We start from the raw sequence: 13,582 nt of genomic DNA on the forward strand, positions 1-13,582 counted from the left end.
GTGTTTGTCCTCAATAAAAGTATCAGTGGGGTTTGCTTACCCCACTTTGGTGTTATGACTTAACGGTGTATTGTTTGAACTGCTTGCCCTCTTTCACCAGCCGCTGCAGCAGTGGTGCGGGCTTGAACCACATTTCCCCATAGGCGCCGAGTTGTTGGCGATACTTCTCGATGGCTGCCAGCACGGTGTCCAGGCCGATTTCATCGGCATATTGCATGGGGCCGCCACGACCGATCGGAAAGCCGTAGCCGTTGCAATAGACGATGTCGCAGTCGCTGGAGCGGTAGGCGATACCCTCGTCGAGAATCTGCGCGCCTTCGTTGATCAACATATAGATTGTGCGCTCCAGTATCTCCTGGTCGGAAATCTCGCGGCGTTCAATACCGAGCTCTGCGGCGATCTCCTCTGCCAGCGTGACCACCTCCGGGTCCTCCTGTCGCTCGCGGCCCTCATAAATATAAAATCCCCGACCGGTCTTCTGCCCATAGCGGCCGAGTGCGTAAAGTTTATCGCTGATTTTCTGGTAACCGGGATCGTGTGCAATCTGGTCGCGAATGCCTTCGCGCACCAGAAAACTCACATCGATGCCGGCCAGGTCGCCCATGCTGAAAATACCCATCGCCAGCCCGAAATCGTAGAGTACCCGGTCGACCTGGGCCGGGGTGGCGCCCTCCAGCAGCAGTCGCGAGGCCTCGCGACTGTAGGGTTCGAGCATGCGGTTACCGACAAAACCAAAGCACACCCCCACAACCACAGGTATCTTTTTAATGGCCTGCGCCATTTTGATGCTGGTGACGATGACATCGTCGGCGGTGGCCTTGCCGCGCACGATCTCCAGCAGACGCATCACATTGGCGGGGCTGAAGAAATGCAAACCGATCACATCCTGCGGGCGTTTGGTGACTGCCGCAATCTCGTCCACATCCAGTGTCGAGGTATTGGTGGCGAGAATGGCGCCGGGCTTGCACACCTCGTCCAGCGTGGTAAACACTTTTTTCTTGATATCCATGTTTTCGAAGACTGCCTCGATCACCAGGTCGACGCCGGCAATACTCGCATACTCGGTGGTGGTGGTCAGCAGTTCCATCCGCTGTTCCACCTGTGCTTCGGTGAGCTTGCCTTTTTTGGCAGTGATGGCGTAGTTGTTGCGGATAACCTCGGCGCCGCGCTCGAGCGCTTCGGCGTTCAGGTCCAACACGGTTACGGGAATTCCCGCGTTCAGAAAGTTCATGGCGATGCCGCCACCCATGGTACCCGAACCGATGACGGCTACTTTTTCGATGTTGCGCACCGGCGTTTTGGGATCGACGCCGGGCACTTTGGTGGCGGCCCGCTCGGCGAAGAACAGGTGCTGTTGGGCGCGGGCCTGGGGTGTGTTCATACACTCGATAAACAGTTCGCCCTCCCGTTGCAGCCCCTCCGCCAGCGGCAGGGTGCAGGCTGCCTCCACCGCCTGGATGCAGCGCTCCGGTGCATAGAGTCCGCGCGTGCGGCGGGCGATAGAGCGGCGGAAATCGGCGAAGAAGTTGTCGGGCAGATCGGTGGTGTCGACACTGAGTGTGGCGCAGCTGTGGACGCTGGCGCCGCTGTCGACCAATTCAGCGGCGTAGGTGATAGCGGCATCGAGAAACTCGCCGGTGTCGTTATGGCGGCGATCGACCAGGCCTGCCTGTTGCGCCTTGTCCACCGAGATGGGGCGACCGGAGGTGATCATCTCCAGGGCCAGAGGCACGCCTGCCAGGCGCGGTAAACGCTGGGTGCCGCCGGCACCGGGTAAAATGCCCAGGTTGACCTCCGGCAGGCCGAACCTGGCGGCGGCGCCGGCAAAGCGATAGTCGCACACCAGCGCCAATTCCATGCCACCGCCGAGCGCCATGCCGTTTACCGCGGCGACTACGGGCTTGGGTGACTCCTCGAGCCGGTTCAACACCTGGGGCAGGTTGGGTTCGCGCAGCGCGCTGTCGCCGCCAAACTCGCTGATGTCGGCGCCGCCACAGAAGAGTTTGCCGGCCGAGGCAATGACGATGGCTGCAATGCCGTCATCGGCCAGCGCCCGTTCGAAATCGTCCAGCAGGCTGCGGCGCAGTGCGTGCCCGAGGCCGTTGACGGGGGGTGAATCCATGGTGATGACCGCGATATTGGCGTGTGTCGCGTAGTGAGTGGGAGCACTCATTGAGTTTATTCCTCCGGTAAATATAGTCGTTGTTGCGTTGACGGCGTCGTTTTAGAACCACTCGTTTTTCATATCGAAACAAACAGCGTTACAGTCTTTCAACAGCTTGGCCTGGGGTTGGATTTCCGGCAGTTCCCACTCGCAGTAGTAGCGGGCGGCCTGAAGTTTGCCCCGGTAAAAGTTGTCGTCATCCCGATGCAGGTTTTCTCGCTGCAGACCCCTGGCCGCAACCACGGCCTGTTCCACCCATAGCCAACCGGCCACCACGCGACCGAACAGGTCGAGATACAGCGTGGCATTGGCGAGACCGAGATCGACGTCGCGCGCCATCTGCGGCAGCAGCGTCTGGGTGACATCGTCGAGAGTATCGAGCGCCTGTTGCAGGGGCGCGACAAACTCAGTAGTCAATGCATCGGCTTGCGCGGTAGCGAGGGTTTGTGTCACGGTTTTCTTGAACAATGCGTAACCCTGCATGTTTTTCATGGGCACTTTTCGCCCGAGCAGGTCCAGACCGTGAATTGCCTCGGTGCCCTCGTGAATGGGGTTGAGGCGGTTGTCGCGGTAGTATTGCTCCACCGGGTACTCGCGGATATAGCCCGCGCCTCCCAGTACCTGAATCGCCAGCTCGTTGGCCTTCAAACCGTATTTTGACGGCCAGGACTTCACGATCGGTGTCAGCAGATCGAGCAGCTCAAACGCATCGCTGCGCGCCTGCTCGGTCGGCGCGGTCTCGGCATCCTCAAACAGCGAACTGGCATACAGGCACATGGCCATGGCGCCCTCGGCATACGCTTTCTGGGCCAGCAGCATGCGCCTGACATCGGCGTGCTCGATAATATTCACCTGCTTGGACTCGGGGTCCTTGCAGGAGGGCAGGCGGCCCTGGGGTCGCTCCCGCGCGTAGTTCAGGGAGTAGTTATAGCCCTGGTAGCCGAGAATGGCGGCCCCCAGGCCGACGCCGATACGGGCCTCGTTCATCATCTGGAACATGTAGTGCAGACCTTTGTGCGGTTCGCCGACCAGATAGGCTTCAGCACCGCCTTTCTCGCCGAAACTGAGTACCGTGGAGGTGGTGTTGCGATACCCCATTTTGTGCAGCAGGCCGGCCAGGGCGACGTCGTTGCGCGCGCCCAGGCTGCCGTCCTCGTTGACCAGCACTTTCGGACAGATAAACAGCGAGATACCTTTGACGCCGGCCGGCGCGCCTTTGATTTTTGCCAGCACCATATGCACGATATTTTCCGTGATCGATTGATCGCCGCCGGAGATATACATCTTTTGGCCGAACAGGCGGTAGGTGCCGTCCGCCTGGGGTTCGGCGTAGGTGCTGATATCCGCCAGCGCCGAGCCCTGGTTGGGTTCGGTCAGGGCCATGGTGCCGGAGAACCGGCCCTCCTGCATGGGGGGAATGAAACGGGCTTTCTGTTCCTCGCTGCCGAAGGAGCGCAGCAGGTTGGCGGCCCCCAGGCTGAGGAAGCCGTAGCCGGCGGTAGCGATATTGGCGGCGCTGATATAGGCGTTGGCGATACGCAGAACAATTTCCGGCATCTGCATGCCGCCCTCGTCGAAGTCATAGTGGGCGGCGAGGAAGCCCGCTTCGGCGAAGGCATCCCAGGCCTGTTTGGTCTCCGGAATCTGATGGACGTTTTCGCCGTCGAAGGTGGGTTCATTGGCATCGCCCTTGGCATTGTGATTGGCAAAATACTTCTCGGCGATGGTTTTGGCGGTATCCAGGGTGGCATTGAAGACCTCCCGGGAGTGTTCCCGATAGCGCTCGCGATTGAGCAGCTGCTCGCTGTCGAGCAGCTCATAGAGCATAAATTCCATATCGCGGTCGTTGAGCAGCGGGGTAGTCATAAAAACCTCTGCGGGTAAAGATTGGCGTAAATGGCGTATGAATTAGGGAAAACCCCTATTCTTAACCAGCTTATGGCGTTTGATCAAGTAAAAGATGCCGTTTACATTACGGGTTGTTACTTAGAGATGGATCATTTGTCATGACAGAAAGCACGCAGTGGGACGAGGGGCCGGGCGCCGAGGATGAGCGTTATCGCTTCATTCTCGAGCATATGGGGGACATGATTACCACCCACAGGCCCGGCGATTGGGCCTATACCACCATCAGCCCGCAGACGCTGCAGATATCGGGATTCACGGCCGGGGAGATGTTGGGCAGACCGGCCTACGACTTTTTCCACCCGGACGATGCCGCAGCGATGAAAAACAAGCTGATTCCGGCCATTTATCATCACGGTATTCGCACGTTTCGCTATCGCAGCTTGCACAAGAGCGGCAACTACTTCTGGGTGGAGAGCACCCACCGGTCGATTCGCGATGCCGATACCGGGGAGCTCAGGGAGGTGATTGCCGTGACCCGGGATATCTCCGAGCAGGTCAGGGCCGAACAGTCCACCCAGCGACTGGCGGCGGTGGTTGAAGCGTCCGCCGATATCATTTTGTTTTGCGATCACCGCACCCGGGTAACCTATATGAACCGGGCGGCGCAGGAGGGGTTAGGGCTAACTGACGACCCGACCTCGCGGGAAGGCGCGCAGTTGGAGTTGAAGCGGCTGCTGAGCACCGAGAGCTTCCAGAAAGTAAAGACCCTGGCGTTTCAGGTGGCCGGCACGCGGGGTAACTGGCAGGGGCGCCTGCGGGTCAAGTCGCCATTGGCAGCGGCGCGCTATTGGGTCCTGGAGCAGGTCATCGCGCAGCCGCAGTTGACGGAGACCGATGACTATTTTTCACTGATTATCCGCGACCAGACGGAGCAAAAGCGGGCCGAGCGGGAGGCCCAGGATCGGCAGGCGGAGCTGGTCCACGCCTCGCGCCTGATGACGCTGGGTGAAATGGCCAGCGGTCTCGCTCACGAAATCAATCAACCGCTGGCAACTACCTTGAACTATGCGCGGGGCAGTATCCGGCAACTGGACCGGGGCCGGCAGTTGGCACCCGACAAGCTGCGCGGCGTACTGGAATCGATTACCAAACAGGCGCAGCGGGCGGCGGATATCGTCAAGCGCCTGCGCAGTATGGTGAAGCGAACACCTTACCAGCCGGTGCGGTTTATGCTGGACGACGTATGCGCGGAGGTGTTGGGATTTCTGCAGTGGGAGGCCGCCGGGCAGCAGGTCGACCTGCATCTGCGCCGCAGCGAGACCCCCATTGCCCTGGTGGCCGATCGCATTCAGATCGAGCAGGTATTGATCAATTTAGTGCGCAACGCCATAGAGGCGTACCGCGGTAGCGAGGCGGCGGAAAAATCGGTGCAGGTAGAGCTGCAGCGCGATGCGCTGCACGCCCGCATCCGGGTTACAGATAGCGCCGGCGGTGTCGACGGGAATAAATTGGAGCAGATGTTCGAGCCCTACTACACCTCCAAGTCGGCAGGCCTGGGAATGGGATTGCAAATATCACGGTCTATCGTTGAAGCCCACGGCGGTCAGATAGCTGCCCGCTCAGATGGGGTTTGCCGCACTGTCTTGGAGGTGGTATTACCGCTATGATTTTTATTAAAGGTATATTTATGGCTTTTAAATCGGTCTATGGTTTTAAAGTATATAAATGTATAATTTATTAAGGTATTAAATAAAAGCTATATTGATGCCTTTTATTGTCTAAAAAAGCGGCTAAATACTTAATTATACCTTTTAGTGGTGTTCTCATGGACTACAACACAGTCAGCAATCAGGCGGTTTTGGCCGATCTGGGCAGGAAAATAGAAACCATCCGGCTCCAGCAAAACCTCAGGCGGGAGGATTTGGCGGCTGTTTCCGGTGTATCCAAAGGCACGGTAAAGAACATAGAGGGCGGCAACAGTGTCGGCAGCCTCTATCTGGTCGCGGTGTTGCGCGGCCTGGGTGAAGTCGGGTCTCTCAGCAGGTTGTTGCAGGTGCCCCCTTATCGGCCGGTGGACCTGAAGGCGGGTGGTGGCAAGCGGCGCCGGCGCGCTTCCGGTCACCGCATATCGGAAAGCCCTCCCGCAGGAGAGTGGAAATGGGGTGATGAGACGTGAGTGATCTGGCGCCGGAATTAATGGCGGATGTGATGCTGTGGGGCACCCGCGTCGGCGTCGTTATTTGGGACCCCGACGCTGCCCTGGGCTTTTTCGAGTACGACAGGACGTTTTTATCAGCGCCGGTGGAGCTGGCACCCATCGTCATGCCGAAAGCCGCAGGGAGTCGGGTTTTCTCATTTCCGGAGCTGAACCGGGAGACCTTCAAAGGTTTGCCGGGGCTGCTGGCCGATGCGCTGCCCGACCGCTTTGGCAATCGCCTGATCGACCGCTGGCTCGCTGAACAGGAGCGCTCGCCCGCCAGCTTTTCTCCGGTTGAGCGCCTGTGCTATGTGGGGGACCGGGCGATGGGAGCGCTGGAATTCAAACCGACCCTGCGCCAACCGGTTACGGTGGACAAGGCGCTGGATATTGCCCACCTGGTCGACCTGGCGTCAGACATCCTGACCGCTCGCGAGGACTTCAAGACCAATCTGCAGGATGCCAAGTCCGGTATCGAGGACATCCTGCTGGTGGGCACCTCGGCGGGCGGCGCGCGGGCCAAGGCGGTGATTGCCTGGAATCCGTCGAGCCACGAAGTTCGATCGGGACAGGTATCGACGCCGAGCGGCTTTGGCCATTGGTTGCTGAAGTTCGATGGCGTCGCCAATAATCGGGATAAAGAGTTGGCCGATCCCCAGGGTTTTGGTCGCATCGAGTATGCTTATTCCAAAATGGCGGCTGCGGCAGGTATTACCATGATGGAGTGCCGGCTGTTGGAAGAGCACCAGCGCGCTCACTTTATGACCCGGCGCTTCGACCGTCTGGAGGACGGCGATAAGCTGCATATGCAGTCACTGTGCGCCCTGGCCCACTACGATTTCAATGCGCCGGGGGCCTACTCCTACGAACAGGCGTTCCAGGTCCTGCGCCTGTTGGAGACTGCTCACCAGGCCGGCGAGTTGGAGCAGCTATTCCGGCGCATGGTGTTTAATATCGTCGCACGCAACCAGGACGACCATGTAAAGAACATTGCCTTTTTGATGAATCGCAAAGGCGAGTGGTCGCTGGCACCGGCTTATGACATGATTTACTCGTTCAATCCTCGCGGTAAATGGACCTCGCGCCACCAGATGAGCTGTAATGGCAAGCGGGAAGACTTTACCCTGCTCGATTTGATCGAAGCGGGTAAAAAAGCGAATCTGCCGCCGGCGCGGGCGCGGCGCATCGTCGGCGACATCGTCGACGTTTGCAGCAACTGGAAGAACTTTGCTCGCCAGGCACAGGTTTCCGATACGTGGATTCAACATATCGGCAGCCACCTGCGGTTGCATTTTGATTGACCCGAACCGCTATCAACTACAGTGACGGACCCATGCCGGCGACACCGCAAACGGTTTATATTGTTGACGACGATCGCGACTTTCGCGAGTCTCTGGGCTGGCTGCTGGACAGTGCGGGGTTGACTTGCCGGCAGTTCGAGAGCGCCGAGGCCTTTTTACAGGCCTATGCCGGCGGGCCCGGCTGCCTGTTATTGGATGTACGTATGTCGGGTATGAGCGGGCTGGCATTGCTGCAGGAACTCCAGCGCCAGGGGCGGGTGTTGCCGGTTATTGTCATTACCGGGCACGGCGATGTCGCCATGGCGGTGCAGGCGATGAAACACAGGGCTGTCGACTTTATTGAGAAACCGTTTGACGATGAGGCGCTGTTAAAGCTGGTGACCGCAACCCTGGTCCACAGCGACCGTGCGTTTAATCAGGCCCGGCGGGCCGAGCTTTTGCTGGCGCGCTGGCAGTCGTTGAGCCAGCGTGAACAACAGGTGGCCGAGCGGGTGATGACGGGCCTGTCCAACCGGGAGATCGCTGCGGCGCTGGCGATCAGTGTCAAAACCGTGGAAATCCATCGCAGCCGGGTGATGCGTAAAATGGGGGCGAATAATCTGCCCGAGTTGGTGGCGGCACTGCCCGAGCTCACCGATGCGGTGCCAGAACTTGCGGCTGGATTGTCCAGGCTCAAGACCGATGTGCCGGCGCCCGGGACTTGAGCGCGCAGGCTGGCTCGCCCGGGCGGCGGCGTGTCGCGGCTGGGTCATGTTCGATGCGGGCGGTGGGTACAGGTGCACCGCTTGGGGGCAGGGCGGTGCAACCGTGACACTCAGGACCTCCTGGCGGAACTAATGTTTGACGCGTTGTCAAAGCGAATTCCGGTCACCGCCGGCAAACCATTCTGATTTACTGGTTTAATGGTCGATTTAGTGGTTTAGTGATGGCGATAGCGGCGGTTTTGCCATAAATTTATAACTGGGTCTCGCCACTTGCCGGCGTTGTGAGACCAGTGAGGCAGTTAGTGATTGAGTGAATGACAGACTTTAAGTGAAGTGGTTGCAGTTTCTGAACAGATACCTTTAGCCGTTCTACCGACCGACAGCGAACCTAGCTTATGGAATTGATTCACAAATTACCCTGCGAGGCCTGCTCCACCGAGTTGTGTGGCGTACGCGAACAGGTACGGGACATTTGTATCCAACTGGGCTATCCCTCCACCGACACCGATTGCATTACCCTGGCGATCGATGAGGCCTGTGCCAATGTGATACGCCATGCCTATAAAGACCGCACGGATGGCAGGTTTATTTTAGAAATCTATCGGGATGACGGGATGGTGGTATTCAAGTTGCAGGATTTTGCCGATCCGGTGGATCGAGACTGCCTGCAGCCGCCGGCTGAGAACCTGCGCGAACCCGGTGGTCTGGGGCTGCTGCTGATCCACAAGGTCATGGACTCGGTCACCCTGCTGCCACCGCCGCCAAATGTCGGTAACTTGCTCGAAATGCGGAAAAAACTACCGCAATAACGCCAAAGGATATAACAACTATGTACGAAACCTCCGAGCACCTGCACTACCGGGTGTTGCACTTGCAGGGCGAGGTGGATTTGAACAACTCGCCGAAGCTGCGCGATGAAGTCTTATCTATTCTCGAACAGGGCCAGTCTTTGCTGGTCGATTTCACGTCACTAACCTATATCGACAGTTCCGGCATCGCCACGCTGGTGGAGGGGCTCAATGTGTCCAAGGGCAAAGACCTGCAATTTGCCATTATCGGGGCCAGCGGATCACCGCTGCAGGTGCTGCAGTTGACGCGGCTAGACCAGGTGTTTCCCCTGGCGGCCACCCTCGACGACGTGAGGGAGTAGCGCCTGTGGCAACAGCCGTCGAAGCGGGAGGCGACCCGCAGTCGCCTATCATTCAGGTCACCGATCTGGTCACCCACTACGGTGAGCGACAAATTCTCAAATCGGTCAACTTCAGCGTCAACCGCGGCGAGATTATGGTGGTCATGGGCGGCAGTGGTTCCGGTAAGAGTACGCTGTTGCGCCACTTGCTGGCATTGGAAAAGCCCACCTCCGGCCGGATAATGGTGGACGGTTTGGATGTCGCCGGCGCCAGCGGCAAACAGCTGGCCGAGTTGCGCAAACGCATCGGTGTGGCATTTCAAGGCGGTGCGCTGCTCAGTTCGATGACGGTGGGCGACAATGTCAAACTGCCGTTGCGCCAGCATACCAAGCTCAACGACGATACCATCGACATCATGGCGCGCCTCAAACTGGAGATGATGAACCTGGCCGGTTGCGAGGATTTTATGCCGGCGGAATTGTCCGGCGGCATGCTCAAGCGTACCGGCCTGGCGCGGGCCGTGATTATGGACCCGAAGTTGTTATTCTTCGATGAGCCCTCGGCGGGTCTGGACCCGGTGACCTCGGTGGAACTGGACGACCTGATTTTGAAGCTGCGCGAGGCTGTGAATATAACGGTTATTGTCGTGACTCACGAGTTGGAGAGCGCCTTTAAAATTGCCGATCGCATCACGGTGTTATTCGACGGTGAGATAGTGCAGACCGGCACGCCCGATGAAATCCGGGCCAGTACCGACGAGCGCATTCAGAACATGATCAACCGGCGCCCGCGCAAAGACCCGGTCGATGCCAATAAATATCTCAATCGTTTGACTGCGGGGGCCGACTGATGACAGCGAGCGATAGTGTCGAGTCCAACAGCCTGTTCCGTACCGTGTTGCTGGCGCCGGTCAGCCGCCTGGGCCGCGCTGCGATCCGTGTCGTGGAACAGGCCGGGCGCTTGGCGATCTTCTTTGTTACCTGCCTGTCGCGGCTGGTGTATTGGCCGTTTCCGGTTGCTGAAGTTATTAAGCAAATGCATTTTATCGGCGCCAGGTCGCTGCCGGTTATTGCGGTGGCCGGCCTGTTTACCGGAATGGTGGTGGCGCTGCAGTTTTACGATGCGCTGATTCGGTTCGGTTCGGTCGACCTGTTAGGATCGGTGGTGGCCCTGTCGCTGATTCGGGAACTGGGTCCGGTGATGGCGGCGCTGATGGTCATCGCCCGGGCCGGCTCCGCCACCTGTTCGGAAATTGCCATCATGCGTAACGAACAACAGTTCGATGCTCTGGATTGTATGGCGATTGACAGCTTTCGCTATGTTATGTTGCCGCGCCTGATTGCCGGTATTATCGCCGTGCCGCTGTTGACGGCGATTGTGAATGTGGTGGGCATTGGCGGCGGCTACATTGTCGGCGTCATCATTCAGGGTGTTAGTGACGGTGCTTACCTGGGTGGTATGGCCGATACGGTGCTGTGGTCGGACGTGCGTATGGGGCTGGTCAAATCGACGCTGTTTGGCGCGGTGATTTTTTGTGTGGTACTGGCCAAGGGCTATTACGTGCATATTGAACAACCGGTTTCCGGTGCCGAGGGCGTTGGTCGCGCCACTACCGATGCGGTGGTGTTGAGTGCGATGCTGATGCTGTTCACCGATTATGTGGTCAGCGCTTTGATGTTGTGAAAGTTTTGTGAAGAGTCACTTTGCTGTTGACAGTAAGGGGTTGGTGTCAGCTGTAGGCGGTTTTTTCGTATAACAGATTGTCGAATTTCGTTTGGGAAAAATAATGAAGAAATTTGGTGTGGAGTTTTTTGTTGGGATTTTTGTTTTGATGGGCACCGCGGCACTGGCCTATCTGGCCGTGGATATCGCCGGTGTCTCCGGCGATGCCGACAAGCGTTATTCGCTGGTCGCGCGGTTTGATAATTCTTCCGGTCTGAAGGAGGGGGCGTTTATCGAAGTGGCCGGCGTACGCGTAGGGCAGGTGCAAACCATTGCGCTGGACTACGACTCGTTTGAATCGGTGGTGACCATGGTTATCGATAAGGAAGTCAGTCTGCCGGAGGATTCTATCGCGTCGATTCGCACGGCCGGTATCATCGGTGACAGGTTTATCAAGCTGTCGCCCGGCGGCGCCGAAGAGGTGCTGGCTCCGGGAGATGAGATATTTGAAACAGAGTCTTCGATCAGTATCGAGGAGCTTGTCAGTAAATATATTTTTGAAGAGTAAGCGGTGCCGGTCCGGACGCTGAAAAAACGCGGGTGGCCGCAGTGGCGCTGTGACCCGGTGTAGCTAATTTACCCCTTGAGGATATCGAGATAACCATGAACGCGACCAGACCTTTGGTATTCACTATCATTTTGTTGCTTCTAACACCCGCAGCATGGGTGCAGGCGGCTCAAACTTCGAACCAGACACCGACCCAGACGCTGCAGCAGGCTGTCGACGGTTTACTTGCCATCGTTGTCGACGAGGATATGAGCAGTGAGCAGAAAAGGGTCAAGATGACGGCCATTGTCGATGAATATGCGGATTTCAGGGCCATGTCGCAACGGATAGTGGCTACTGACTGGCGCAAAGCCGAGACCGAAGACAAAGATGAGTTTATCGGTTTATTCTCTCAGGTAGTGGTAAATACCTACTACGGCTTACTGGATAAATACAGTGGCGAGAGCGTTGAGTACCTGGAGGAAGAGATTAGAAGGGACAAGTATGCGGTGGTCGACACCCATATCTTATCCCAGGGTAAAAAAATACCGGTCAAGTTCCGTATGATCAAGCGTGCCGAGGGCTGGCGTATCTACGATTACGTGGTGGAGGGTATTTCCCTGGTCAGCAGCTACAATAGCAGCTATAAACCGATATTGAGGCGCGGCGGGCTCAAAGCATTGAATGAATCACTGACACAGGAGCTGGCGTCGAACTGACGGCATACCCGGCTGCCTGACGGATCGGCAGCCGCCGGCTCCGGGAGCAAAATCTTGCGGTATCTACTACAACTCAGCCAGGCCAGCAGCGAGTCCAATGCGCTGGCGTTTCTCTACAAGGCACTGATGGAGGAGTTGGGTGGTTGTACGCTCGGTATCGTCAACAGCGTCGGCCTGGCGCAGGGTTGTTTTCAGCTGTCCGGGTTTTGCGACCAGCACTACTGCCCCATTTATTCTCCCGATGAGTTGCTGCTGCCCTCCGATGAATTTCCCGTTTATCAGGGTGACTTCATCGAGGTCTGGAAGGCGGCTGCCGAGCCGTTTACCGTATTGCGATCACAGGCGCCCGATCTGTTCAGAGATAATCTCCAGCGTTACGAAATTGCGTTTGTATTGCCGATCTGGCACGACAGGGAGGTCGAACGCTGGTTACTGGTGCTCGAGTCTGAATGTTCGATTCTCGATGTGGATACCGCAAAACTCGCGTTGATTGCCAATTATGCCTTCAGCAGCATGGCGCGCGTGGTAGAGAAGCGGCAGTTGAAGGAGGCGCAGCAGTGGATTGACCGCGAGATCAACGAAATGGCGCGCCTGCAAAAGCTGCTGCTGCCGGAAGAGGACACCAGCATTCCCGGTGTGGAACTCGCTTTCCGTTTCAAGGCGTATAAGCAAACCAGTGGCGACTACCTGGATATCAGCAGTTTGGGAGAAGACCAGCCGAGTTCGCAGCCCCATGAGTTCGGCGCTATGATTGCCGATGTTGCCGGCCACGGGCCCAGTGCTGCGGTGGAGGCGGCTATGCTGGACGCTATTGTGCGCACCTATCGGCCGGCGGGGGATGCCTCGGTAGATGAATTTTTAAACTACCTGAACACACACTTTTTTACCCGTAAGCATCGCGGCAAGTTTATCACCCTGAACACCTTTCACTATGAGCCGGCGCTGCGCAGGCTCAACTACTGTTCGGCGGGGCATCCGGTAGCCTATATCAAGCGTGACGAACAGGTGATCCCGCTGAGCGAGGCCCAGGATATCCCCGTTGGCGTATTGCGGGACTACCGCTGGCAGAGGCATGAATTTGCGATCGAGAGGGGCGATATACTCTTTATGTATACCGATGTGGTATTGGAGACCCGCAATACCGAGCAGCAGGAGTTTGGCCGGGAGCGTCTGGAAGCGTTGATCAAAACCACGGAGGCCTGCCCCCACTGTGTGGTGGATGCGGTGGAGGAGGCGCTGCAGGACTTTTGTGCGCAGAACGAATTTGAAGATGACTTAACGTTGTGTGCGATACAGTTTTTGCATTAGCT

The 13,582-nt window shown here is 57.6% G+C and carries 13 protein-coding genes; 11 read left to right on the plus strand and 2 right to left on the minus strand.

The annotated features are described in order from the left end of the window. Positions 1 to 52: 52 nt before the first annotated feature. Positions 53 to 2,173, minus strand: a complete 2,121-nt coding sequence (locus tag FKG94_RS00570; RefSeq protein WP_142902240.1) for a 3-hydroxyacyl-CoA dehydrogenase NAD-binding domain-containing protein — start codon at positions 2,171 to 2,173, stop codon at positions 53 to 55. A 51-nt stretch (positions 2,174 to 2,224) separates the two neighbouring features. Then, positions 2,225 to 4,030, minus strand: a complete 1,806-nt coding sequence (locus tag FKG94_RS00575; RefSeq protein ID WP_142902241.1) for an acyl-CoA dehydrogenase — start codon at positions 4,028 to 4,030, stop codon at positions 2,225 to 2,227. A 140-nt stretch (positions 4,031 to 4,170) separates the two neighbouring features. Between FKG94_RS00575 and FKG94_RS00580 the strand changes: the two genes are divergently transcribed. From FKG94_RS00580 to FKG94_RS00630, 11 genes are all read left to right on the plus strand, one after another. After that, a complete protein-coding gene (locus FKG94_RS00580; protein ID WP_142902242.1) occupies positions 4,171 to 5,679 on the plus strand; it encodes a PAS domain-containing sensor histidine kinase in 1,509 nt (502 codons plus the stop codon). Between the two features lie 158 nt (positions 5,680 to 5,837). Beyond that, a complete protein-coding gene (locus FKG94_RS00585) occupies positions 5,838 to 6,188 on the plus strand; it encodes a helix-turn-helix domain-containing protein (protein ID WP_142902243.1) in 351 nt (116 codons plus the stop codon). Continuing rightward, entirely contained in the window at positions 6,185 to 7,510 is a 1,326-nt protein-coding gene (locus FKG94_RS00590; RefSeq protein WP_142902244.1) for a type II toxin-antitoxin system HipA family toxin, read from the plus strand. The genes FKG94_RS00585 and FKG94_RS00590 overlap by 4 nt, the downstream gene beginning before the upstream one ends. Further along, the gene (locus FKG94_RS00595) at positions 7,507 to 8,214 is read left to right on the plus strand and encodes a response regulator transcription factor (protein WP_246124867.1); all 708 of its coding nucleotides are present in this window, start codon (positions 7,507 to 7,509) and stop codon (positions 8,212 to 8,214) included. The genes FKG94_RS00590 and FKG94_RS00595 overlap by 4 nt, the downstream gene beginning before the upstream one ends. Positions 8,215 to 8,609: 395 nt before the next feature. Beyond that, on the plus strand, positions 8,610 to 9,023 hold the full coding sequence (locus tag FKG94_RS00600; RefSeq protein WP_142902245.1) for an ATP-binding protein: 414 nt from the start codon (positions 8,610 to 8,612) through the stop codon (positions 9,021 to 9,023). Between the two features lie 20 nt (positions 9,024 to 9,043). Further along, positions 9,044 to 9,364, plus strand: coding sequence for an STAS domain-containing protein (locus tag FKG94_RS00605; RefSeq protein WP_142902246.1), 321 nt, complete (start codon positions 9,044 to 9,046; stop codon positions 9,362 to 9,364). A gap of 5 nt (positions 9,365 to 9,369) precedes the next feature. Continuing rightward, on the plus strand, positions 9,370 to 10,194 hold the full coding sequence (locus FKG94_RS00610; RefSeq protein ID WP_218943379.1) for an ABC transporter ATP-binding protein: 825 nt from the start codon (positions 9,370 to 9,372) through the stop codon (positions 10,192 to 10,194). Beyond that, positions 10,194 to 11,027 (plus strand): MlaE family ABC transporter permease, encoded by an 834-nt coding sequence (locus FKG94_RS00615; RefSeq protein ID WP_179957417.1) that lies wholly within the window; start codon positions 10,194 to 10,196, stop codon positions 11,025 to 11,027. Before FKG94_RS00610 ends, FKG94_RS00615 begins: the two co-directional genes overlap by 1 nt. A gap of 103 nt (positions 11,028 to 11,130) precedes the next feature. Next, entirely contained in the window at positions 11,131 to 11,574 is a 444-nt protein-coding gene (mlaD, locus tag FKG94_RS00620; RefSeq protein WP_142902248.1) for an outer membrane lipid asymmetry maintenance protein MlaD, read from the plus strand. A 95-nt stretch (positions 11,575 to 11,669) separates the two neighbouring features. Continuing rightward, the gene (locus FKG94_RS00625) at positions 11,670 to 12,272 is read left to right on the plus strand and encodes an MlaC/ttg2D family ABC transporter substrate-binding protein (RefSeq protein WP_142902249.1); all 603 of its coding nucleotides are present in this window, start codon (positions 11,670 to 11,672) and stop codon (positions 12,270 to 12,272) included. Between the two features lie 54 nt (positions 12,273 to 12,326). Continuing rightward, positions 12,327 to 13,580: a PP2C family protein-serine/threonine phosphatase gene (locus tag FKG94_RS00630; protein WP_142902250.1), complete on the plus strand. Its 1,254-nt coding sequence runs from the start codon at positions 12,327 to 12,329 to the stop codon at positions 13,578 to 13,580. The last annotated feature ends 2 nt before the right edge of the window (positions 13,581 to 13,582 follow it).

The organism is Exilibacterium tricleocarpae, assembly GCF_007004655.1.
Lineage (GTDB): Bacteria > Pseudomonadota > Gammaproteobacteria > Pseudomonadales > Cellvibrionaceae > Exilibacterium > Exilibacterium tricleocarpae.

Excerpts from the sequence above, each read along its gene's own strand:
- FKG94_RS00570 (WP_142902240.1), bottom strand. The coding sequence starts at position 2,173 with ATGAGTGCTCCCACTCACTACGCGACACACGCCAATATCGCGGTCATC.
- FKG94_RS00575 (WP_142902241.1), bottom strand. The coding sequence starts at position 4,030 with ATGACTACCCCGCTGCTCAACGACCGCGATATGGAATTTATGCTCTAT.
- FKG94_RS00580 (WP_142902242.1), top strand. The coding sequence starts at position 4,171 with ATGACAGAAAGCACGCAGTGGGACGAGGGGCCGGGCGCCGAGGATGAG.
- FKG94_RS00585 (WP_142902243.1), top strand. The coding sequence starts at position 5,838 with ATGGACTACAACACAGTCAGCAATCAGGCGGTTTTGGCCGATCTGGGC.
- FKG94_RS00600 (WP_142902245.1), top strand. The coding sequence starts at position 8,610 with ATGGAATTGATTCACAAATTACCCTGCGAGGCCTGCTCCACCGAGTTG.
- FKG94_RS00605 (WP_142902246.1), top strand. The coding sequence starts at position 9,044 with ATGTACGAAACCTCCGAGCACCTGCACTACCGGGTGTTGCACTTGCAG.
- FKG94_RS00615 (WP_179957417.1), top strand. The coding sequence starts at position 10,194 with ATGACAGCGAGCGATAGTGTCGAGTCCAACAGCCTGTTCCGTACCGTG.
- mlaD (WP_142902248.1), top strand. The coding sequence starts at position 11,131 with ATGAAGAAATTTGGTGTGGAGTTTTTTGTTGGGATTTTTGTTTTGATG.
- FKG94_RS00625 (WP_142902249.1), top strand. The coding sequence starts at position 11,670 with ATGAACGCGACCAGACCTTTGGTATTCACTATCATTTTGTTGCTTCTA.